This window comes from Roseateles sp. P5_E4, assembly GCF_054049255.1.
On record NZ_JBFUMS010000002.1, the window covers coordinates 178,769 to 201,635 of the forward strand.

Annotated in this window: 17 protein-coding genes and 1 pseudogene; 7 read left to right on the plus strand and 11 right to left on the minus strand. The window is 67.6% G+C overall.

The window, feature by feature from the left end; translation table 11 throughout:
• Window positions 1–93: 93 nt before the first annotated feature.
• The 8 genes and pseudogenes from galA to ACXJLH_RS03640 all read right to left on the minus strand — a co-directional run bounded on the left by galA (window position 94) and on the right by ACXJLH_RS03640 (window position 11,168).
• Window positions 94–2,958, minus strand: a complete 2,865-nt coding sequence (gene galA / locus ACXJLH_RS03605; RefSeq protein ID WP_457442526.1) for a beta-galactosidase GalA — start codon at window positions 2,956–2,958, stop codon at window positions 94–96.
• Between the two features lie 50 nt (window positions 2,959–3,008).
• Window positions 3,009–3,155: pseudogene (locus ACXJLH_RS03610) on the minus strand (cellulase family glycosylhydrolase); the annotation flags it as partial.
• Window positions 3,156–3,212: 57 nt separating this feature from the next.
• Window positions 3,213–3,449 (minus strand): hypothetical protein, encoded by a 237-nt coding sequence (locus tag ACXJLH_RS03615; RefSeq protein ID WP_457442527.1) that lies wholly within the window; start codon window positions 3,447–3,449, stop codon window positions 3,213–3,215.
• A gap of 14 nt (window positions 3,450–3,463) precedes the next feature.
• Window positions 3,464–5,098: a DUF5597 domain-containing protein gene (locus ACXJLH_RS03620; protein WP_457442528.1), complete on the minus strand. Its 1,635-nt coding sequence runs from the start codon at window positions 5,096–5,098 to the stop codon at window positions 3,464–3,466.
• 29 nt (window positions 5,099–5,127) lie between these two features.
• A complete protein-coding gene (locus tag ACXJLH_RS03625; RefSeq protein ID WP_457442529.1) occupies window positions 5,128–6,747 on the minus strand; it encodes a glycoside hydrolase family 27 protein in 1,620 nt (539 codons plus the stop codon).
• 160 nt (window positions 6,748–6,907) lie between these two features.
• Window positions 6,908–7,960, minus strand: coding sequence for a LacI family DNA-binding transcriptional regulator (locus ACXJLH_RS03630; RefSeq protein ID WP_457442530.1), 1,053 nt, complete (start codon window positions 7,958–7,960; stop codon window positions 6,908–6,910).
• Between the two features lie 369 nt (window positions 7,961–8,329).
• Window positions 8,330–9,424 carry a DNA glycosylase AlkZ-like family protein gene (locus ACXJLH_RS03635; RefSeq protein WP_457442531.1) on the minus strand — a complete coding sequence of 365 codons (1,095 nt, stop codon included), beginning with the start codon at window positions 9,422–9,424 and terminating at the stop codon, window positions 8,330–8,332.
• Window positions 9,408–11,168: a diguanylate cyclase domain-containing protein gene (locus tag ACXJLH_RS03640; RefSeq protein WP_457442532.1), complete on the minus strand. Its 1,761-nt coding sequence runs from the start codon at window positions 11,166–11,168 to the stop codon at window positions 9,408–9,410. Before ACXJLH_RS03640 ends, ACXJLH_RS03635 begins: the two co-directional genes overlap by 17 nt.
• Window positions 11,169–11,329: 161 nt before the next feature.
• On the opposite strand from ACXJLH_RS03640, the gene yajC reads away from it, so the two are divergent.
• The 4 genes from yajC to ACXJLH_RS03660 all read left to right on the plus strand — a co-directional run bounded on the left by yajC (window position 11,330) and on the right by ACXJLH_RS03660 (window position 17,197).
• A complete protein-coding gene (gene yajC, locus ACXJLH_RS03645; RefSeq protein WP_056205313.1) occupies window positions 11,330–11,653 on the plus strand; it encodes a preprotein translocase subunit YajC in 324 nt (107 codons plus the stop codon).
• Between the two features lie 81 nt (window positions 11,654–11,734).
• Window positions 11,735–13,633 carry a protein translocase subunit SecD gene (secD, locus tag ACXJLH_RS03650; protein ID WP_457352588.1) on the plus strand — a complete coding sequence of 633 codons (1,899 nt, stop codon included), beginning with the start codon at window positions 11,735–11,737 and terminating at the stop codon, window positions 13,631–13,633.
• Window positions 13,634–13,645: 12 nt separating this feature from the next.
• Window positions 13,646–14,680 carry a protein translocase subunit SecF gene (gene secF, locus ACXJLH_RS03655; RefSeq protein ID WP_056205235.1) on the plus strand — a complete coding sequence of 345 codons (1,035 nt, stop codon included), beginning with the start codon at window positions 13,646–13,648 and terminating at the stop codon, window positions 14,678–14,680.
• A 45-nt stretch (window positions 14,681–14,725) separates the two neighbouring features.
• Window positions 14,726–17,197, plus strand: coding sequence for a DUF1631 family protein (locus tag ACXJLH_RS03660; RefSeq protein ID WP_457389596.1), 2,472 nt, complete (start codon window positions 14,726–14,728; stop codon window positions 17,195–17,197).
• A gap of 105 nt (window positions 17,198–17,302) precedes the next feature.
• Here ACXJLH_RS03660 and ACXJLH_RS03665 read toward each other — a convergent pair whose 3' ends face one another.
• The 3 genes from ACXJLH_RS03665 to ACXJLH_RS03675 form a co-directional block, all read right to left on the minus strand.
• Entirely contained in the window at window positions 17,303–17,755 is a 453-nt protein-coding gene (locus ACXJLH_RS03665) for a DUF494 family protein (RefSeq protein ID WP_056205310.1), read from the minus strand.
• 110 nt (window positions 17,756–17,865) lie between these two features.
• Window positions 17,866–18,957: a DNA-processing protein DprA gene (dprA, locus tag ACXJLH_RS03670; RefSeq protein WP_457442533.1), complete on the minus strand. Its 1,092-nt coding sequence runs from the start codon at window positions 18,955–18,957 to the stop codon at window positions 17,866–17,868.
• A gap of 227 nt (window positions 18,958–19,184) precedes the next feature.
• Window positions 19,185–20,354 (minus strand): LysM peptidoglycan-binding domain-containing protein, encoded by a 1,170-nt coding sequence (locus tag ACXJLH_RS03675; RefSeq protein ID WP_056205226.1) that lies wholly within the window; start codon window positions 20,352–20,354, stop codon window positions 19,185–19,187.
• 116 nt (window positions 20,355–20,470) lie between these two features.
• Between ACXJLH_RS03675 and def the strand changes: the two genes are divergently transcribed.
• The 3 genes from def to htpX are packed head-to-tail and all read left to right on the plus strand — an operon-like array spanning window position 20,471 to window position 22,840.
• Window positions 20,471–21,007: a peptide deformylase gene (def, locus tag ACXJLH_RS03680; protein ID WP_457442534.1), complete on the plus strand. Its 537-nt coding sequence runs from the start codon at window positions 20,471–20,473 to the stop codon at window positions 21,005–21,007.
• Window positions 21,007–21,939 carry a methionyl-tRNA formyltransferase gene (gene fmt / locus ACXJLH_RS03685; RefSeq protein WP_457442535.1) on the plus strand — a complete coding sequence of 311 codons (933 nt, stop codon included), beginning with the start codon at window positions 21,007–21,009 and terminating at the stop codon, window positions 21,937–21,939. Before def ends, fmt begins: the two co-directional genes overlap by 1 nt.
• 55 nt (window positions 21,940–21,994) lie before the next feature.
• Entirely contained in the window at window positions 21,995–22,840 is an 846-nt protein-coding gene (htpX, locus tag ACXJLH_RS03690) for a zinc metalloprotease HtpX (RefSeq protein ID WP_457443151.1), read from the plus strand.
• The last annotated feature ends 27 nt before the right edge of the window (window positions 22,841–22,867 follow it).

Here is a 22,867-nt window from a genome sequence, read left to right on the forward strand (position 1 = left end):
CCTAGCCTTCGGTGAAATCTTCAAGCTGCATAACGTTGCCGTCCAGTGGCCTGGTTCCGAGCGTAGCGACGGTGACGAATCTGTTCCCGGTGTTCAGAAGATCTCGATCACCGTTGCAGCTGGGGCAAGGCCTTCGCTGACGGCGCGCAGCGTGGCGCGACCGGGGCTGCCGGTGGATTGCAGGATCACCTGTGCATGGCCGTTGAACACGCTGCGTTGCCACGGCCCGGTGGACGTGGTGGTGCGCAGCGTGACCCAGCGCCGGCCGCCCTGCGCGTCGTCGAAGAGCTTGCGCGTGCCACCGGCCGGCGTGGCGAAGACGAGGGTCAGCGTGTTGAGATCGCTCAACTGAGCAGGGTCGAGGTCGATCACGCCCATGCCGTCCTCGCGGCGCGGCGTCTGGGCCTTGCCGTTCAAATAGACCTGCTGTCCCGGCGCGATGTCGCCCACGAACAGCGCCGCGCGGCCAACCCCCGCAGCCGGGCGGGCAAAGCTGGCGTGCACGACGTTCCAGGCGCTGTCGGCCGGCTGCTTTTCGGGCGGCATCCAGGCGAACGGGTCGCGCCCCTTCTCGGCGTCGGCGCCGGCCAGCAATGCCGCCGCGTCATCCTGCCGCGCCACGCCCTGCAGGCGCCAGCGGTCGAGCGTCGCGTAGCGGTGGAACTCGGCCGGCTTGTCGGCCTCGTGCGAGCCCGGGTCGCCATTGCCCATGCCGATCAGCCGCGCCGGGCCGGAGACCTCGAAGCTGATGCGCTGGCTGGCCGTGGGCACGACGCGGCCTTCGCGGTCGACCACGCTGACCCTGACCACCGCCACATCGTCGCCATCGGCGCGGATGCGCGCACGGTCCGCCGTCAGCCGCACGGCGCTGCCGTTGCCCGTGGTGGCCACGGTCTCGGTGACGACGAGCTTGCCGCCCTGGTAGCCGCGCGCCGTCAGGCTGCCCGGCGCATAGGGCACGCTCCATTGCAGATGGGCGTAGCGCGCCAGCGACTTGCGGCCCAGTGAATTGCCGTTCAGCAGCAGCTCGACCTCATCGGTGTTGGCGTAGACGCGCACGTCGATGGGCTGGCCTTTACGGCCGGGCCAGTTCCAGTGCGGCAATACATGCACCATGGGCTCGGCAGTCCAGGCGGCCTTGAGGTACTGGCCGCTGTCCTTCAGCAGGCCGGTCGTGTCCATCATGCCGAACTGCGACGAGACGGCGGGCCAGCCGTAGGGCGTGGTCTCGCCGCGGTAGTCGAAGCCGGTCCAGAAGAACACGCCGGCCAGGAAGGGGCGCTCGGCGTTGAAGCGCCAGGCCTCTTCGACGGTCGAGGTCGAGTCGCCGCCGGAGCGCTTGTCGTAGGCGGCGATCTGCACGCGCGCCGGGTCGTCGGCGTAGATGCCGCGCGTGGCGTAGGTCAGGCCTTCCTCGGTGACGACTGATGCGCGCTCGGGGAAGCGCTTGTGCATCGCATCGATGTTGTGCTGGCCCTTGTAGTTGAAGCCGATGACCTGCGAGCCGACCGATGTGCCCTCGGCCGCACCCGAGCTGGAGGCGGCCAGCGTCGCGGGCCGGGTCGGATCCAGGCGGCGCACGATGGCCTGCATCTGCTGCGCGAGGCGAGTGCCGATCTCGGAGTTCTCGATGGCCCATTCCTCGTTGCCCACCGACCACAGGATGACCGACGGGTGGTTGCGGTCGCGCCGCACCATGCGCTCCAGCTCGTCGCGGATCTGCGGGGCCGTGCCCATCATGCGGTGCTCGTCGATGACGAGGATGCCGAGGCGGTCGCAGGCGTCCAGCAGCTCGGGCGTGGCCGGATGGTGGGCCGAGCGGATGGCGTTCACGCCCATGCCCTTGAGCATCTTCAGCCGCGCCTCGTGCATGGCGTCGGGCAGGGCAATGCCGATGCCGGCGTGGTCCTGGTGGTTGTTGACGCCGTGCAGCTTGACGTGGCGGCCGTTGAGGAAGAAGCCGGCGTTGGCATCGAAGTGGATCGTGCGGATGCCGAAGGGCGTGTCGTAGCTGTCGACCACGCGGCCGCCGCTCTTCACATGGGTCGTCAGCGTGTAGCGCTGCGGCGTTTCCAGAGACCACAGCTGCGGCGCCGTCACGCGCAGCGTCGCGGCCACGTCGGTGCTGGTGTCCACGCCCACGCGCCTTGCCGGTACGCTGGCGCGTGCGACGACGCGCCCGGCGGGGTCGCGCAGCTCGTGCTCCAGGCTGAAGGAGGCGGGCGCCTTGCCGTCGTTACGCACCGTCGTGTCGACGGCCACGTCGGCGCGGCCACCCGTGACCGTGGCGCGCACGGAGCTGCCCCAGTGGTCCACGCGCAGCGGCTCGGTCTGCGTCAGCCAGACATGGCGGTAGATGCCGGCGCCTTCGTACCACCAGCCTTCCTGTGTGGTGGCGTCCACGCGCACCGCGACGACGTTGCGCCCGCCAAAGTTCAGGTAGTCGGTGATGTCGACGTTGAAGCTTGAGTAGCCGCTGGCCTCGCGGCGCAGGTAGTGGCCGTTGACCCAGACCACGCTGTCACGGAAGACGCCGTCGAACTCCAGCGCGATGCGCTTGCCGCGTGCCGACTGGGGAAGAGCCAGCTCACGGCGGTACCAGCCGACGCTGTTCTCGGGAAAGCTCCGGCCGATGGCCTTGGAGCCATGCAGCGAACTGCCGCGCGCGTCGAAGGGCAGTTCCACCGCCCAATCGTGCGGCAAGTCCAGGCGGCGCCAACTGCGGTCGTCGAACTCGGCCCCCGCAGGGCCGTCGCCAAAGCCGGCCTTGGCGAAGAAGAAGGAGCCCGTGCCGTGGTTGAAGTCCTGCGCCGGGTCATGCGCATGGCCCAGCGCAAAACGCCAGCCGTCATCGATGCGGGTGCGCTGGCGCGCGCCATCAGCGGCAGTGGCGCTGCCGACGGCAAGGGCCAGTGCAAGGGCCCAGAAGACCCAGGAGAAGGGGCGAAGTGGTCTCATCTTGATGTTTGACGTTGGGGTCATGGTTTGCTCGGATTCGCTTCGGCTGCCTATCGCGGCCAATGCAGCAGACCAGCGTTGCGGGCATAGCCGACTACCTCGGTGACGCGTGCCATGAAGGTCGGGCTGATGTTGCCGTTGGCGTCGGCGTACTGGTTCCAGCTGGCGGGAATGCGCACGGTCTTGAGGCAGGCCGCATGAAGGTGCTCGGCCGGTTGTCTCCTCCGGACACGAGCGTTATTGAAGGATGTGGCTCAGTGCGTGGACCTACATCCCGACAACGACGACGGACTTGGGCGACAGTTCCAGCACCAGGCCTTGCGGGCCGGCATGGCGGAGAACGGCACCGGTGTGATGACCTGCGGCTGCGCCAAGGTGTTGTGCGCGTCCATGGCGACTGCGGTCAGCAACTGGCCCTTGGCTGCGGATGTGAGGTTGGTCGTCACTCGGATCGCGGTGCCGTCACCAAAGGGCAAAACGCGCTCGGGCATGACGCTATTGCCCGTCAGCGCGCGCGCGCCATCTTGACCTTGAGCATGATGGGCTCGGCCATCAGGTTCAGGCCGCTGTCGACCTGGTCGCCGTTCCAGACGCGCTCCATCTGCCAGCGGCCCTTGTCGTCAAAGCTGCCTTCCTCGACGCGCAGCATGAAGCCGCTTGCTTGCGGCCCGCCTTCCATGCGCACGCGGGTGCGCTGGCCAACGATGAGGAACTCGTCGTCGCCGATCTGCGCAATGGCCACGCCGCCGCCGGGCTGTTCGGTGCCGGCCGGCCGCTCGTCCTTGCTGTCCCATGCAAGGTCCCAGAACTGCCATTGGCGGTAGGTCAGCTTGGCGACCCAGCCGCCCGGCAGTTCCAGCGACTGGGGCTTGCGGTCGTCGCCCTCAGCGGCGCCGCGCGTGCGGCCCTCGAAGGCCCACTGCGCCCACTGGCGCTGGATGGGCCGGAAGGCGCCGAAGACGCGTGCGAAGGGCTCGACCATGGTCTTGTCGGCGCGCTTGGAGCCCAGCGGGAAGTTGGCGTAGTTGAAGTAGTCCAGGCCGAAGGGCGCCACACCCAGGGTGCCGCGGCCCAGCGCCGCGTAGATCCAGCGCGCATAGCCCTCGGCATTGCCGATCTCGGGAATCCACAGCGCGTTGTCCGGCCGCTGGTACAGGCGCATGTTGGCCTTGATCCCCTCGGAGTTGGGCGTATAGATGTCGGGCGCGACGATGTCGATGGCGGGCGCGGCGGCCTTGTAGATGTCGATGACGTCCCAGACCGGTCCACCGCTGGCGAAGTTGCCCTGCCATGGCTTGGGCGGCTGTTCCAGCGCCTCGCGCAGCGCGCCGTTGACGTACATCGGCAGGTCGTAGACGGCGCGGCCGGCCTTGGCGATCTCGCCGATGTAGCGGGCGATGGCCCAGGCGTGGAAGTACTCGTCGGCGTAGTCGCCATAGACCTCGCGCCAGTTGCCCGATGCGGCGGCCTTGGGCTTCTGACGCGCCACCACTTCGGCGGGCACCGGCTGCTCGAAGGCCGCCTGGGCGGCTGGCGCGAAGTCGCGCACGAGGCCGTAGGTGCCGGCCTCGTTCTCGACCTGAACCATCAGCACGGTGCGCTCGGTCGCGTCGATCTTCTTCAGGTGAGCCATGAGCGCCACGAAGGCGCGCTTGTCGGCCTTGAGCGTCTCTTCACCGAAGGGGCTGAAGCAGAAGTTGGCCTTGCCGTCGCGGTCCAGCATGGAAGGGAAGCGCTTCCCATTGAGCTTGACCCAGTCGGGGGTGTACGAGCCGCCGGTGTTCTTCCAGGTCGCGAACCACAACAGCACGAGGCGCTTGTCCTGCTGCCGCGCTTCCTTGACCAGGACGTCGAGGAAGCTGAAGTCGAACTGGCCTTCCTGGGGCTCGACCTGCTGCCAGGCCACCGGCATCAGCACGGTGTTGGCATGCGCATCGTTGGCCGCGGCCCAGACCTTGCCCAGGGCCTTGGGATAGTTGCTGGAGTTGTGCGCCTGGGCCCCGAGCATCAGGAAGGGTTTGCCGTCGACGAGCAGGGCATGTTGGCCGTCGCGCTGCACGAGGCGCGGGGCTTCGGCGGCGCTGACGGGCGTGGTCAGCACCGCGGCGAGCAGCGCCGCGATCAAGGTGGTCTTCTTCATGGGTGACGCTTTGCGCGGCCGGGCGCGCCTTACGGTTTCGCAGGGCCGGTCAGGCGCAGCATCAGCACGCTGTGTGGCGCCAGCCGCGCTTCCAGTTTGGCGCTGGTGTCGCCCGTCTTCTTGCTCCACAGGTCGGACCAGCGGTAGACGGCCTGCTTGAAATCGACCGACCGCTTGCTCAGGTCATCGCCCAGGACCTGCTTCTTCCAGTCATGGTGAACGTCGGCAGGCTGGTTGGAGCGGTTCAGGAACATCAGTGCCCAATCCCCGCCGTCGAGCGGCTTGGCATAGAACTCCAGTGGGCCGTCGACCAGAACGCGGAGCGCCTGCACACCCAGCTTGTCCTGGCTCACCGCGATCACGCCGGGGTTGGTCAGGATGCGGCGGGTCGACTCGGACATGGAACGCAGGTCGTTGCCCAGGATGAGGGGCGAGGCCAGCATGGCCCAGATCGACAGATGGGCGCGGTCTTCATCCTCGCTCATGCCATTGCCCACTTCGAGCATGTCCATGTCGTTCCAGTGGCCCGGCCCTGCGAAGTTGCGCAGGTTGGCGTCAGCGTGCTTGTCGAGGATGCGCAACACGCCCAGACCCGTCGAGAAACCGGGATTGAACTGGCAGTCGAAGCAGTTGTAGATGTCGGGCGTGGTGCGCCACAGATGCCCGACCTTGCCGGCCCACTCCCACGGCTTGCTCATGCCCCATTCGCAAATGCTGAACACCATCGGACGGCCCGTCTTGGCGATCGCGTCGCGCATCGTGGTGTAGGCCGGTTCGGCGCTCATGCCTGGGGTGTTGCACCAGTCGTACTTGACGTAGTCGATGCCCCAGCGCGCATAGACCAGCGCATCCTGATATTCGTGGCCGCGGCTGCCGGGACGGCCGCCGCAGGTGGCATCGCCGGCATCCGAGTAGATACCCAGCTTGAGTCCCTGGCCATGCACATAGTCCGCCAGCGCTTTCATGCCGGATGGGAAGCGCTTGGCGTCGGGCTGGATGTTGCCCTCGGCGTCGCGCTGGCCTTGCCAGCAATCGTCAATGTTCACGTACTGGTAGCCGGCGTCCTTCATGCCTGACTTGACCATGGCATCGGCGGTCTCGCGGATCAGGCGTTCGTCGATATCGCAGGCAAATTTGTTCCAGCTGTTCCAGCCCATGGGCGGGGTGAGGGCCAGGCCTTCAGCCTTTTGTGCCCAGCTATTGCCTGCCGCGCCAAGGAACAGGGTCAGCGCCGCGACGGCCATCATTGCCCAGCTGTGGAACAGCGTCTTGTGTGTTGTGTGCTTTGTTTTCATTTCCGGATCACTCTCAGTTCGATCAGTTGTAGGCAGCAATCGGCCGGCACGCTTTGGCCTCACCACCACCGCCAGACTCGGCTGGATGGTGGGCGACTCAAGGTAGGCCGCCACGCGCACCAGGTTCGGACCGTAGAACAGAACGCTTTTGGTCATACCGCGTAGATGGAAACGCACGCCTTCCGCCGTTCGGCGCCAAGCGCAACCGTCGGACCGCGCGTCCGCCGGCAACTGCCGGCAGCGTCGAGCGCCGAAGGTTGCTGCCCTGTCGCGCGCGTCGGCGAGCGTGCCTACTAACGCGCAGGCCAGCACTCCTTCGGAGAAATTGTTGTGTTCGTCCTGGCCCAGGAACATACGGCTCTCGTTGCTTTTGCGGATTGACTAATCGGTTGACCAATTCATAATTAACCGATTAATCAGCTGATCAAAAAAGGTGCGGCCACGCCGCACGCGCATCTTAAATTGGTCGACCAGTTAAGCTGACTAGGGGAAAACCTAGCCACCTCCGCACGTGTCAAGGGATGGTCAGCGGCTCGCTCCGCGGTCCTGGCAAGGTCCGCCTGTGGACGATCTCGACGGGCAGGACGATGTCGCGAGGGCCCTCGTAGGCCTCGCCACGGCGCTGCGCCTCGATCAGCTGCATCAGGGCCTCGACCGCACGACGACCTATCTCAAGCAGGGGCTGGCGCACGGTCGTCATGCCCAGTGCGCGGGCCATCAAGGTGTCATCGAAGCCTGCAATGGAGATGTCCCGAGGAACGCTCAACCCGCAGCTCTGCAGCGCCTCGATGCAGCCGAAGGCGATGTCGTCGCTGCCACAACAGACGGCCTCGGGCAACGGCTGACCGCGGTGCCGTTGCAGCCATTCCCGCATGGCCTGCCTACCCCCTTCGGCGGTGAACCACGTGCGGATCAGATGGTCGGGCGCAACTTCCACTGCGGCTTCGGCATGGGCGCGCAGGAAGCCATCGACACGGACGTCCGCGCCCTTGACGTTCAACGGACCACCCATGCAGAGGATCCGGCGATAGCCAAGCTCGAGCATGTGGCGTGCAATGGCATAGCCGCCTGCTTCGTCGTCGGCCTCGACGTTCACCTGGGCCTGCAATAGCGGGCCAGCGTGGATCGTGACCATGGGCGTATGCGGTGGCAGCCAAGTCGTGCTGTCATCTTCCAGCTGACGCGCCAGCACGACGAGCCCGTCGACGCGTCCGTCGCACAACGCAGGGATGCGCTTGGGCGCTTCTTCCCAGCCGCCGAGCGGAAAAATGGATGTGCTCTGTTGGGCTTGCGTCGCGCCCCGCACGACGCCGTTGAAAATTTCCAGGAAATAGAGGTTGGGCTCCTCATTGGCAATGTTGGCGACGAAGCCGATGGCATTGGTGCGTTGAAACGTCAGCGCACGCGCGGTCGCGTTGGGCCGGTAGCTCAAGCGCGCCGCCGCCGCGAGGACCCGTTCACGCGTCTCGACCGACACGCGCGTCGAACCCTTCGCACCGCTGAGCGCGGAGGACGCCGCCGCACTAGAAACCCCCGCTTCTCGCGCGACGTCAGCAAGCGTGGGCAACTTGTGACGACGGCTCTTCGGCGGCTTGGACGGCGGGGGTATCGGAGCGGACACTTCCGGGGCTGGAGACGGGGCGAGGCACTCTAGCATCGCGTCTGGCTGGAGCCGCTGGAACTGCTCGAGTCCTTCAGTCGAATCAATGCTGCAAAGGCAGCTCTGTGCTTACCTTCGCCAGCTTGCGGCCGACCGTGGTCACTGTCGGACCTGACGTCTTCGTGGCTGATGGTCGTCAACGAAGGCCGTTGACCTATGTGGTCAGAGCCCGATCCTCGCCATTTGCGGGCTGACTTGCTGGTGAAGAGGCTTTCCGTGACGTGGGACCGTCAGTTGCTGGCCGCTAGCCGCCCCGTCAAGCACTCGTCCTTCGCATCAGCCGGCCTCGACCCCCAAGAACTCCGCCAGCCGCGTCCGCTCCACCTCCAGCGCTGGTTTGAAGGCCGCGTCGCGGGGTGCGCGGCCGGCCACATAGCCGCAGTCCACTTTCAGTCGCCCGCCCTTCACGCTGGCATTGGCCCAGCCGACGACCTGGTCGCGCCACAGCAGCGGCAGCGCGTAATGGCCACGCACCCTCTTGGCCGCGGGCGTGTAGGCCTCGAAGCGGTAGGCCCAGCCCCACAGCAGCTCGAAGCGGCGGCGGTCCCAGACGACAGGATCGAAGGGCGCGAGCAGCCGCACCTGCGAGGGGATGCGCCAGCCGCGTGTCGGGTCTTCATTCGCCGGCCAGTACCAATCCACGCCGTCGATGCGCGTGTGCGCCAGGCGTTCCTTCGCGCGGGTGATCGTCGCCGGCGCCAGCTCGCGCCACTGGTGGGCGCCGTGGAACAGCATGCGGATGAGCTGGGACAGGCTGCCGGCCGGCAGGGGGGCGTATTTCTGCACCAGCACATCGGCCAGCGCGTCCATGGCTGTCTGCGGGTCGGGGTGGGCTTCCCAGGTCGGACCGAGTCGGTAGACGCGCGTGCCGCTGTCGCGCCGCACGACGTCGAGATGGCCGCGGTAGTGCAGGCCATCCAGCAGCTCGGTGGACAGCCGGCTGTTACCGCCAAACCAGTTCTTCACCGGTCCGTGGCCCAGCGCCGCGTCGACCTCGGCGGGATGGGCCTCGCCCAGGCGCTCGACCTCGGCCAGCACGGCGTTGGCGAGCTTCCAGCGCGGCTTGTCCCACACACGACGCGTCGTGCGCGGGTGCATCAGCGCGCGCAGCTCGGGCGTGACGAAGCCGTAGTTGATGAAGAAGTCTTCCTGCAGCGGCAGGCGCGGGTAGCGGCGCTCCAGGTCGCCGGCGCGGTAGTCCTTGACGCGGTGGCGCAGCGTCAGGTCCTGGGCGCGGGCTGGGGCGCGCAGCGGGTCGGCCTGCACAAAGCCGCCGAGCTTCTCGACGGCCTTGACCAGGGTGGTGGGCGTGAACAGGCTGCGCGCGACGGCATGGCGGCGCAGGGTGCTGAGATCAAGGCTGGCGGGCATCGCTAGGCGGGGGCTGCTTGCGGGCGAACATGTCTGCATCGGCATGCCGGAGCAGGCTCTCGGTGTCCTGGCCGTCGTCGGGGTAGAGGGCGATGCCGAAGCTTGCCGCCACCTGGAAGTCGGCCGGTGCCAGGCCCGCCAGGCTTTCCAGCGGCATGCGCATGCTGGCCTCGAGGTGGTCGCGCGCGGCTTCGGCGTCGGCGCGGTTCTCGACCGAGTCCAGCAGCATGACGAATTCGTCGCCGGCATAGCGGGACACGATGTCGCCGATGCGCACGCCGGCCCGCAGCCGCTGGCCGACCTCCTTCAGCATCGCGTCGCCCACGCCATGGCCAAAGCGCTTGTTGACGTCCTTGACGCGATCGAGGTCGACGAACATGACGGCGAAGGGCCAGCGGTCGCCGCGGCGGCGCTGCTGCAGGATGCGGTCCTCGATGCGGCGCAGGATGGCGCTGCGGTTGGACAGGCCCGTCAACTGGTCGGTCAGCAAGCGCCTTTGCATGTCGGCAAAGCTGCGCGCGAGCTCGCCGAGTTCGTCGGTGCGGTGCACCTCGGGCGGCTCGTCGAGCACGCCCTCGCCCACGCGCCGGGCGGCGTCGGCCAGCTCGCGCAGCTCACGGGTGACGATGCCCAGCACCGCCCAGCCCAGGCCCAGGGCGATGACGACGCCCAGGCCCGCGAGCATGCCGGCCTGCACGAAGTTGCGCTGCACACCAACCAGGAAGTCGGCGCGCGGCACGGCGACGATGATGAGCCAGTTCAAGCCCAGGGCCGGGTCGACGCGGGCATAGCCGAGCTGCACGACGCGGCCATCGGCATCGGCAAAGCTCGCCGTGCGCGGCGCGGTGCCCAGGGCCTCGGCGCCGGCCGCCGTGCGTTGGCGCACTGCCTCGAAGGCGGCAACAACGAGGGCGTCGGGGCTCTGCGCGGCGTTCAGCCTTTCGTGCTGGCCGACGGCCAGCGTCTTCATGTGTGCGCCGCGTGACACGCCGACGAGTTGCCCATCGCGTTCCACGACCATGGCGACGGCGTTCTCGCTCAGCGCCAGCCGCTGCAGCAACGCATTGACCTGTTTGAGCGACAGGTCGGTGGCGGCCACGCCCTCAGGCTCGCCGACGTCGTTGCCGACGCGCTTGGTGCGCGTCGTGACCAGATCCAGGGTCTTGAAGTCGATGTAGACCGGCGTCCAACTCAGCGGCGCCGGGTTGGCCAGTGCGGCCTGGTACCAGGGGCGCTCGCGCGGCTCGAACACCTTGTCCTCGGTGACCGGCGAGCGCATGTCGCCGGTGATACCGCTGAGGCGGTAGATGGTGCGCGGGCCGGTGCCCGCGGTGCGCACGCGCAGCTCGGCCTCCAGTTCGGAGAAGCGCCACAGGCCAAGGAAATGACCCTGGCGGTCGCCGTAGTAGACGTAATTGTTGGGATCCCGGTGCACCGAGGTCGCCAGCCAGAAGCGGTTGCGCAGCGTGTCCAGCTCGCGGGGCAGGTTCTCCGGCGCCGGCAGGCCGGTGGGGAAGGCCGCCTCCAGCACGGCATCGGCCCCGCCGACATGGCGCTCCAGCGACACGGAGATGCGGTTCACGGCCTCGACCAGGAGCTGGCCCGACAAGGTGTTCACCGTGTCGCGCCCGGCGCGCCAGGACAGCGTGCCCACCAGCAGCACCAGGCCCAGCACCAAGACGACATAGGGCAGCGTCAGCAGGCTGCGCAGGCTCAGTCGGTCGGTCAGCGCCCTGATCGGCAAAAGAGGAACTCCAGGCAGGTTGAATGTGGCGGCGGCAGGTTAGCAGGGGTGGGCGCCGCGGCGTAGCCCCTCGGAGCCCCGTCATCGGGGCGTTTGGCGCGGCGCACTAGAATTCAAGGTTGCCCTGCGGTTTTTGCGGCCGCCCACCCAAGGAATTCAACGTGTTCATCTCCAACGCCTACGCCCAGGCCGCCCCGGCTGCCGCCAGTTCCGACAACGGCCTGCTCGGCATGCTGCCCCTGGTGCTGATGTTCGTCGTGCTCTATTTCGTCATGATCCGGCCGCAGATGAAGCGCCAGAAGGAGCACAAGGCCATGATCGAGGCAGTGCAAAAGGGCGACGAGGTTGTCACGGCCGGCGGCATCATCGGCAAGGTCGCCAAGCTGGGTGACAACTTCATCCACCTGGAAGTCGCCAACGGCGTGGAGCTGCAGATCCAGCGCAGCGCCGTCACCCAGGTTCTCCCTAAGGGCAGCTTGAAGTAATCGGCCCTGCGCCCATCTCCCGGGCCACGGCCGCCCGGGCGCTGCTGATTACGCCGTGCAGGCGCATACAAGGAAGTCCCCATGAACCGCTATCCGCTCTGGAAGTACGCGATCCTGCTCGTCGCGCTGCTGATCGGCACTCTGTACACCCTGCCCAATCTGTTCGGCGAAGCGCCGGCGGTGCAGGTGTCCAGTGCCAAGGTGACTGTCAAGGTCGACAACTCGATGACCACCCGCATCGAGGCCGCACTGCAGCAAGCCGGCATCAAGGCGGACTTCGTCCAGTTCGACGGCAACTCGGTCAAGGCGCGCTTCGGCGACACCGACACCCAGCTCAAGGCCAAGGACGTCATCAGCAAGGAGCTCAACCCCAATGCTGCCGAGCCGACCTACATCGTCGCGCTGAACCTGCTGTCGCGTTCGCCGCAATGGCTGGCCAGCCTGCATGCCAACCCGATGTACCTGGGCCTGGACCTGCGGGGCGGCGTGCACTTCCTGATGCAGGTCGACATGAAGGCGGCACTGACCAAGAAGGCCGAGTCGCTGACCGGCGATGCACGCAGCATGCTGCGTGACAAGAACATCCGCCACGCCGGCATCAGCCGCGACGGCAACACGGTGGTCATCGCCTTTCGCGACGCCGAACAGCGCGCCGCTGCCACCGAGTTGCTGCAGACGCAGCTGCCCGATGTCGTCTGGACGCCGCAGGGCGAAGGCAGCGAGCTGCAGCTGTCCGGCAGCCTGGCGCCCAAGGCCCAGGTCGCGGTGCAGGACGCCGCCATCAAGCAGAACATCACCACTCTGCACAACCGCGTCAACGAGCTCGGCGTGGCCGAGCCCGTCATCCAGCAGCAGGGCGCCGACCGCGTCGTCGTGCAGCTGCCGGGCGTGCAGGACACCGCCAAGGCCAAGGACATCATCGGCCGCACCGCCACGCTGGAGCTGCGCATGGTGGACGACGGCAGCGAGTCGCTGGAGGCGCTCAAGGGCAACGGGCCCGTGCCCTTCGGCACCGAGCGCTTCATCGACCGCGGCTTCGGCCCCATCATCGTCAAGCGCCAGGTGGTGCTGACCGGTGACGCCCTGGTGGACGCCCAGCCCGGCTTCGACGAGAACCACTCGCCTTCGGTCGACCTGACGCTGGACGCCAAGGGCGCCCGCATCATGAAGGACCTGTCGCGCGAGAACGTCGGCAAGCGCATGGCCATCATCCTGTTCGAGAAGGGCAAGGGCGAGGTCGTCACGGCGCCGGTCATCCGCAGCGAATTGAGCGGCGGGCGCATCAAGATCAGCGGCGCGATGACGACCCAGGAAGCCAGCGACACAGCCCTGCTGTTGCGCGCCGGGTCGCTGGCCGCGCCGATGGAGATCATCGAAGAGCGCACCATCGGCCCGAGCCTGGGCAAGGAGAACATCGAGAAGGGCATCGCCAGCGTCACCTGGGGCTTTGCCGCGGTGGCCGCCTTCATGTGCGTCTACTACCTGCTGTTCGGCGTGTTCTCGTCGCTGGCGCTGGGCTTCAACCTGCTGCTGCTGATCGCGGCGCTGTCGATGATGCAGGCCACGCTGAGCCTGCCGGGCATCGCCGCCATTGCGCTGGTGCTGGGCATGGCCATCGACTCCAACGTGCTGATCAACGAGCGCGTGCGCGAGGAACTGCGTGGCGGCGAATCGCCCCAGCAGGCCATCCGGCTGGGCTACGAACGCGCCTGGGCCACCATCCTGGACTCCAACGTGACGACGCTGATCGCCGGTGTCTCGCTGCTGGTGTTCGGCTCCGGCCCGATCAAGGGCTTTGCCGTCGTGCATTGCCTAGGCATCCTGACCTCGATGTTCTCGTCCGTCGTGTTCTCGCGCGGCCTGGTGAACCTCTGGTACGGCCGCCAGAAGAAGCTCAAGAGCGTGTCCATCGGGCAGATCTGGAGGCCCGACGCCGACAAGCCCGCCGCCGAGACGACCGACGTCGCCGCCAAGGCCTGAGAAAGCTAGAACATGGAACTCTTTCGCATCAAGCGCGACCTGCCGTTGATGAAGCATGCGTTGGTCTTCAACGCGATCTCCTTCATCACCTTCGCAGCCGCCGTGTTCTTCCTGGTCACGCGGGGCCTGCATTTCTCCATCGAGTTCACCGGCGGCACGGTCATCGAGGTGGCCTACCCGCAGGCGGCCGAGATCGAGAAGACTCGCCTGGTCGTCGAGAAGATGGGCTTCGGCGAAGTGCAGGTGCAGAACTTCGGCTCTTCGCGCGACGTGATGATCCGCCTGCCCGTGCGCGGCGATATCAAGCAGACCGAGCTGGTCGGCAAGGTCTTCACCGAGCTGTGCACGGCCGAGGCCGGCACGATCAGCGAGCATCAGGAAGTGACGCCCCAGGGCGAGCAGGTCAGCAAGCAGATCTGCAGACGAGCCGATGGCGCCGAGCCGATCAAGCTGTCGCGCTCCGAGGTCGTCGGCCCGGCCGTCGGGGCCGAGCTGGCCCAGGACGCCGCCAAGGCACTGGCCGCGACGGTCATCGGCATCATGATCTACCTGGCCATCCGCTTCGAATGGAAGTTCGCGGTCGCCGGCATCATCGCCAACCTGCACGATGTGGTCATCATCCTGGGCTTCTTCGCCTTCTTCCAGTGGGAGTTCTCGCTGGCGGTGCTGGCGGCCATCCTGGCGGTGCTGGGCTACTCGGTGAACGAATCTGTCGTCATCTTCGACCGGGTGCGCGAGGCCTTCCGCAGGTTCCGCAAGATGAACACCCACGAGGTCATCGACCACGCCATCACCTCGACGATGAGCCGTACCATCATCACCCACGGTTGCACGCAGCTGATGGTGGTGTCCATGCTGCTGTTCGGCGGGCCGACGCTGCATTACTTCGCCGTCGCGCTGACCATCGGCATCCTGTTTGGCATCTACTCCTCGGTGTTCGTGGCGGCGGCCATCGCCATGTGGCTGGGCGTCAAGCGGGAGGACCTGGTCAAGGCGGGCGTGAATCGTGACGACCCCAATGACCCGAACTCCGGGGCCGTCGTGTAGAGTGATCGCAACCCAACATTCCAGCCGCGCAGCCCTCACCAGTCCATGACCGCCGCTCGTAACCAGGCCCTGGCGACCCAGGCGCGGCGCGTCTATCTGGAAGCTCTGGTGCGCGGCATGACGCCCCTGGTCGCTGCGGTCGGCCAGGGCGCTGGCCAGCAACTGGCCCACGGCGTCCCCCACGCCATCATGATGGCCAGGCGCGACGCGGTGCAGGCCTGGCAGAAGCTGGGCCCCAACTGGCAGATGGCCGTCGTCGCGGCGCTGCGCCACGCGGCAGTGCACGGCGTCTCCGACAACGCCCGCGAGCACGACACGACCGTGCCGGCCCAGTCGGTGAAGATGAGCCTGGTCGACGACTCGACCATCGAGCGCGAGATCACCAGCTCCCGCCTGGCCCTGGTCATGATGGACCGGGCGACCTGGGAATTCACCGACCTGCGCACCCGCATGCAGGCCCTGGAGGCTCATGACGACCTGGAACCGCTGGACCTGCTGCGGGCCCATGTCGTGGCCCGCGTGGCGCTGGACGCCTGGACCCGCGTCGGCCTGGACGCGAACATCTGGCAGCTGCTGCACCATGAGCTTCACGAGGAATTCGCCCAGCTCATCAGCGAGGCCTACCACGAGACCAACCGCTGGCTGATCGCCCAGAAGGTGCTGCCCGAGGTCGATCTGCGGCCCTTCATCCGCCGCACGGCCCAGGCCGCTACGGCGGCGACGGCGACGGCCACTGGCGCGCCGGTACCGCCGCCACCGCCGGTGTCTCCCGGCCCGGGTCTCGCCCCCACGTCAGGCCCGGTGCCGATGGTCGCGGGTGGGGCATCGGCGCGCAGCAAGGCGAGCAGCCAGGCCGACGAAGTCATGGCCCAACTGCAGCGCGTGCTGGCCCGCCATGTGCCGGGCTTTCCGGTCGTCAAAAGCCAGGTGCCGGCCCGCCCGGGTGGCGGCAAGCCGAGCCTGGCCGATGTGACACCCAGCCATGCCGGTGCCCTCGGTGGTGGCAGTTCATCGAGCGGCGATGCACCCGCCTCCGTGGCCAGGCCGTCGCTGGCCGATGCGCCGCCCGTCTCCGTTTCCGCCGCCTCGCCGCGGTTGATGGGTGCCATCAAGCATGCCCAGGAGTCCTTGCAGCGCCGCCCCGGCGCAGCTGGCGGTGTGGATACCGGTGGCAGCGCCAGCGCCCCGCGTGCGCTGGAGGAGATTGGCGCGCGCAACCAGGCCTTCAAGCAGGTCCTGAAGCAGGCCGCGAGCAATCCGGCCGAACGCGCGACCATCGAGATCGTCGCCATGATGTTCCAGAGCATCCTGACCGAGGAGCGCATCCCGGCCACGGTGCGGGTCTGGTTCGCGCGGCTGCAGATGCCGGTGCTGCGGGTGGCCGTCAGCGAACCCGACTTCTTTGCCGCCGCCGACCATCCGGCGCGTCGTCTCATTGACCGCATGGGCGCGTGCGTGATGGGTTTCAACACGGCCCAGGTCAGTGGCCCGGGTTCGGAGCGCGCCAGCAACGATGCGCTGGAGCGCGAGATCAAGCGCGTCGTGCAGGTCGTCGAGGCCTATCCGGACACCGGCCGGCGGGTCTTTGCCACCGTGCTGACCGAGTTCGAGAAGTTCCTCGACCACTATTTCGAGAACGAGAACCAGGCCTCCAAGCGCGGCGTGTCGCTGGCCCAGCAGGTCGAGCAACGCGAAACCCTGGCCATCCAGTACACCATCGAGCTGCGCAAGATGCTGTCCGAGGTGCCGGTACAGGACGGCGTGCGCGACTTCCTCTTCCACGTCTGGGCCGACGTGCTGGCCGTCACGGCGGTGCGCGCGGGCGCCCAGTCCGACGTGACCAAGTCCATGAAGCGGGCCGCCGCCGACCTGATCTGGAGCGCCAGCTCCAAGGCCTCGCGCGAGGAGCGTGCCGAGGTCATCCGCCGCCTGCCGCCCCTGCTCAAGACGCTGCGCGATGGCATGAGCCACGCCGGCCTGCCGACGGACAAGCAGGACGAGCATGTGCGCCAGCTCAACAACGCATTGGCCGCCGCTTTCACGGCCAAGACGGCCGCCATCCCGCGCGAGCGCCTGGACGAGCTGATGGACCAGCTCGAGACACTGGAAGCCATGCTGCCCGAGGACATCGAAGGCGGCGACAGCCATGTCGACGAGATGCTGGTGCGCGACCTGTCCGGCCACGAATCCGAGGGCATGGAGGTCGTCGCCGAGGGTGGCTCCGCGCCGACGCCGGCCATGGTGGCCTGGGCGCGCGAGCTGCAGGTCGGCGGCTGGTTCATGCTCGACTACCGCGGCCGCAACGAGCAGGTGCAGCTGGCCTGGCGCGGCCTGCGCAAGCAGCTGGCGCTGTTCGTCACGCCCAAGGGCCGCGGCGTGCTGTTCTCGCTGAACCGCATGGCCGCCTTCCTGCAGGCAGGCCTGCTGCTGCCTGCCCAGGACGAAGCGCTGACCGTGCAGGCCACGCGCAAGGCGCTGGCCAAGCTGGATGCCGATCCCGGGCAATTGCTCAAATGATTTGCGGGTCAGACCTGCGCGCGTAGCGCGCTGCTCTGACCCCAACTGATTCAGGAATTGAAAAAGGACGCCGCGGCGTCCTTTGTTCTTGGTGCATCAGCGGGTTCAGTGGATCAACCGATCCTCGGGGGCAACGAACAGCTCGTCCAGGATCAGTGCATCGGGCTCTTCGCCCAGGCTCCAGAACACCATCAGCACGATGATCTTCAGATCTTCCAGGTCCATCGGGTTACCGGAGATGGCCATGGCGCGGTCGATGACCATCTCGCGCATCGGGCCGGGCAGCACGCCGGCCGACTCGAGGAAGCTGACGAAGCTGATCGACTCCTCGCCCAGGTGCTCCATCTCCGCGGGCGAATACACGCGCATCGCGTGTTCGCTCTGCTCGCCCTGGTAGGACTCCCCGGACGCGGCCAGACCGTCCAGCCAGGAGAGGGCCTCCTGGATTTCGTCGTTCTCGAAGCCCACCGCCGTCAGTTTTCGCGCGAGTTGCGCGTGATCGGGGCAGGCGTCCGGGCGCCAATAGGTCTCGTAGAGATAAACCAGGACATCGAACATCGTGAGGGGATGATAGCCCAGGGTCTGGCGCACTCCGGACGCGAATAACCCCTCGGATCAGGCTCTGATATCCGCGGTTAAGCTCGCTGTCTCTGCTGCCCAGCCTGCCCTCATCCCTGCCGTCGGCGCTGGAAGAGCTGGCCCGCCAGGCGGGCGATGTGGCCGTCGAGCTCCAACTCCAGCAGGGCGGCGCTGAGCTCGGCCGCCGGCCAGCCGCAGCGGGCCATCAGGGCATCCAGGCTGACCGGATCGAAGCCCATGGCGTCCAGCAGCGCCTGCTGCTCGTGAGGCGTCTCGGCAGGCTCGGGCGTCACGCACAGCTTGCCCAGCGGCGGCAGCTCCTCCAGCACGTCCTGGGCCGACTCGACCAGCTTGGCGCCCTGGCGGATCAGCGCATGGCAGCCGCGGGCCTGGGGTGAATGGATGGAGCCGGGGATGGCGAACACCTCGCGGCCCGCCTCGACGGCCTGCCGGGCCGTGATCAGCGAGCCCGACTGCACGGCGGCCTCGACGACCAGGCAGCCCTGGGCCAGGCCGGCAATGATGCGGTTGCGGCGCGGAAAGTTAGCCGGCAGCACCGGAGTACCCAGTGAGTACTCGCTGACGATGAGGCCGCCGCCGGCCAGTAGCCGCGCCGCCAGCTTCTCGTTGCGGCGCGGGTAGACCTGGTCCAGCCCGGTGCCGACGACGGCGATGGTGGCGCCGTCGGCGTCCAGGGCACCCTCATGCGCGGCGGCGTCCACGCCCAGGGCCAGGCCCGAGACGATGGTGTAGCCACCGCGTGCCAGCGCCCGGGCGAAGGCGCGCGCGTTGTCGCCCCCCTGGGCGGTCGGGTTGCGGCTGCCGACGATGGCGATGGACGGCGTGCCCAGCAGTTCGCGCCGGCCCTGCAGCCACAGCAGCAGCGGTGGGTCGGCCGTGGCCAGCAGGCGGGGTGGGTAGTCGGCATCGCCGAGAACGAGCAGGTCATGGCCGGGTTCGGCCAACCATGCCTGGGCCTTGTCGATTAATTCGTCGAGATGGTCAGGGGGCTTGTTGAAGCCCTCGCGCTGTTTGCCCGGCAGCGCCTGGTCCAGGGCGACGGCGGGGAGTTCGAAGACAGCCTGCGGGCTGCCGGCCATGGCCAGCAGCCGCCGCGCCGCTGCCGGGCCCACGCTCTCGGTGAGCCGCAGCCAGGCGACAAGCTCGATGGGTGTCAGCATCAGCGGTTCGAAGACCCGCCGGGCCGAGCGCTGGGCCGCTCCCGAGCCGGCCCGCCTTGGCGATGTGCTTGACGGTCAATCCGGCAAGCATCGCCGTTCCCTCGGGGGCTGAGGCCGGACACATTGCGCCCAGTGGGCGCGATGTGCCTACCGAAGGGCTGCGGCACCCGCCGCAGCGCGGTCTGCAAGACCGACCAAGGTACTCCTTGGGCTAGGGGCTCCATTCTCTAAGGCTGGGTAAAGCGGTCGCCCGGTCGAACCGGCTCTTTCACCGAGATGATCAGCGCATAGGACACGCGCTCATAGACCTCGAAGACGAACAGGATGCCGTGGCGCTCGTCGGGCAGCTTGATGGCCTCGGCCCGCTCCTGGGTCTTGTCCATGACCCTGGCGCCGTCGCGCCACAGCGCGAACACATGGCCGCGCTCGATGCCATCACGCTTGCCGCGGTTGAGCGCGACGATCTGGTTCTGGCCTGCGTTGAGTGCCTCGCCGTAGATGGCCGCGATTTGACCCGCCATGGGCTGGCTGGGCGCGTGCGGCACATACAGCTCGAGATTGCGTGCCGGTGCCGGCGCCAGACGGTCGCCGATGCCGACCTCCTGCTTGATCTGCCGGACGGTCATCGTGGCCGGCACGATCTCGGCCTTGCCATCGGCGCCGGTGCGCTCCTCGCCCAGACGGGTCAGTTCAGCCGTGCCGACATACGGGGCCTCGTAGCCCAGGATCTCGTTGGTGGCTGGGTCGCGCAGCGGGCGGGCGTTGCGGAAGACGCGGAAGTCGGTGCCGCTGCCGAAATCGCCACGCGCATAGGCCAGTTCGCCCGGGCCGAGCAGCACATGCCCTTCCTGGGCGGCGACGATGCGCGGTGCCGTGGCCAGCGCATCGGTGTCGAAGACGACAGCGTCGGTCAGGAAGGGTTGGATCAGGTGCAGCGGGATGCTTGGGATGGGGCTGGAATCCAGCGCCGAAATGCGCATCTGCGGCCGCAGCTTGACCACGCCATTGCCGGCCGTATTGCCGCCGACGCCCTGTGCCAGTTGCAGCCGGGCCCGGCCATCGACCTTGACCAGCAGCAGCACCTGGCCCGGGTAGATCAGGTGGGGGTTGCGAATCTGGTCGCGGTTCATGCCCCAGAGCTCGGGCCAGCGCCAGGGGCTTTTCAGGAACAGCTTGGAGATGTCCCAAAGCGTGTCGCCTGGCTGCACCGTGTGGCTGTCCGGCGCATTGGGCGCCAGTTCGGCCAGGGGCACGCCCGCGGACGCGACCTGATCGGCGACGCGTCGCTGTTCGGCGGTGACGGGCAGCTTGCTGGTTTGCGCCCAGGCTGAGGTCGCCGTCGCGAGGGCGAGGCAGGTCGCAAGGACTGCGAAGTGGGCTGGGCGGGCAACGGGCATCTGGCGCGGTCTCCGAGGGGATTGCCGGATCGGCGAAAATCCAGGCGATTCTGCCCGCAATCACCGGGGGCAACCAACAACCGCTAGCGCTCGTTTGCGAGTGCTTACAAGGCGCCATGGCCCAACTGCACATCCTTCGCTACCCCGACCCGCGTCTGCACACCGTTGCCAAACCGGTGGCCGCCGTGGACGAGCGCACCCGCCAGCTCGTCGATGACATGCTGGAAACCATGTACGCCGCCGACGGTGTCGGCCTGGCCGCGACGCAAGTCGACGTGCATGAGCGAGTCATCGTCATCGACACGTCGCAGGATCGCGACACCCCGCGCGTGCTGATCAATCCCGAGCTGGTTCGTCTCAGCGAGCGCATGGTCGAGGGCGAGGAAGGCTGCCTGTCGGTGCCGCAGATCTACGACAAGGTGCCGCGCCATGCCGAGGTCACCGTGCGCGCCACCAATCGCGACGGCGAGGTCTACGAGTTCGAGGCCGATGGCCTGCTGGCCGTGTGCGTGCAGCACGAGATGGATCACCTGCTGGGCAAGGTCTTCGTCGAATACCTGAGCCCGCTCAAGCGCGACCGCATCAAGACCAAGATGGTCAAGAAGACGCGCGAGGAAGAGCTCGAGGCCAAAAAGCGCAACCAAAGGTTGTGATGCGCGTCGTCTTTGCTGGCACGCCAGAATTCGCTGCCGTTGCGCTGGACGCGTTGCTGGCTGCCGGTTTTGCCGTGCCGCTGGTGCTGACCCAGCCCGACCGCCCGGCCGGGCGTGGCATGAAGCTGCAGGCTTCGGCGGTCAAGCAACGCGCCGTCGCGGCCGGCATCCCGGCCGCCCAGCCGCAGGGCCTGAAACTGGACGGAAAATATGCCGCTGACGCGGCTGCGGCGCGCGAGGCGTTGCGGGCGGCGGATGCCGACGTGATGGTCGTCGCCGCCTATGGCCTCATCCTGCCGCAGTGGGTGTTGGACACCCCGCGCCGCGGCTGCCTGAACATCCACGCCTCGCTGTTGCCGCGCTGGCGCGGTGCCGCGCCCATCCACCGTGCCATCGAGGCTGGCGACGCCGAGACCGGCATCACCATCATGCAAATGGATGCGGGCCTGGATACCGGCGACATGCTGCTGATCGGCCGCGAGACCATCCGCGCCGACGACACGACCGCGGCCCTGCATGACCGGTTGGCCGAACTGGGCGGTCGCCTGATTGTCGAGGCTCTGCAGGCGCCCAGCCTGGCGCCGACGCCCCAGCCCGGCGAGGGCGTCACCTACGCGCACAAGATCGAGAAGGCCGAGAGCGCCATCGACTGGACGCTGCCCGCTGTCGTGATCGAGCGCCGGCTGCGCGCCTTCGATCCCTTCCCCGGCGGCCAGGCGACACTGGCCGGCGAGGCGCTCAAGGTTTGGCGGGCCGAGGTYGTTGAAGGCCGGGGTAAGCCGGGTGAAGTCATCGCCGCCGGGCCGGAGGTTGCTTGTGGTGAAGGCGCTTTGAAACTGACCGAACTGCAACGCGCCGGGGGCAAGCGCGGGCCGGCTTCGACCTTCCTCCAGGCCCGGCCGATTGCCGTCGGCGAACGCTTCGACGCTTGAAACCCCGGGTGCGTGGCACCATCTCCCACGTATTCCTGACTCCCGGGCCGGTGACATGTTCAATCTGGTGAAAACCGCTGTCCTGATGGCCGCCATCACGGCGCTGTTCATGGCCGTCGGGTCCTGGATCGGCGGCCAGGCCGGCATGCTGATCGCGTTGCTGGTGGCCGTTGGCATGAACTTTTTCGCCTATTGGTTTTCGGCCGACATGGTCCTGCGCATGTATAGCGCACGGCAGGTGGACGAGAGCACGGCGCCGCAGTTCTATCGGATGGTTCAGGAACTGGCGCAACGGGCCGGTCTGCCCATGCCCAAGGTCTATTTGATCGACGAGGAAGCACCGAACGCCTTTGCGACCGGCCGCAACCCCGAGCATGCCGCCGTCGCGGCAACGACGGGCATCCTGCGCGTACTGTCCGAGCGCGAGTTGCGTGGTGTCATGGCCCATGAACTGGCCCATGTGGCGCACCGGGACATTCTCATCAGCACCGTCAGCGCGACGATGGCCGGTGCGATCTCGATGCTGGCCAACTTCGCCGGGCTGTTCGGCGGCCGCGACGAGAACGGCCGGCAGACCAATGTCATCGCCAGCATTGCGATCGCGTTGCTTGCGCCTCTGGCCGCGACGGTGATCCAGATGGCCATCAGCCGCGCCCGCGAGTTCGAGGCCGACCGCGGCGGCGCGGAACTCTCCGGCGACCCGGCCGCGCTGGCCTCGGCCCTGGACAAGATCCACCGCTACGCTCAGGGCATTCCGATGGCACCCGCCGAGGCTCACCCGGAGACGGCACAGATGATGATCATGAACCCGCTGTCCGGTGGTGGCCTGCGAGGGCTGTTCTCCACCCACCCGTCGACCGAGGAACGCGTCACGCGCCTGCTCGCGATGGCCAGGCGCTGACTCGACGTGACCTCAAGTTGCAGCCGC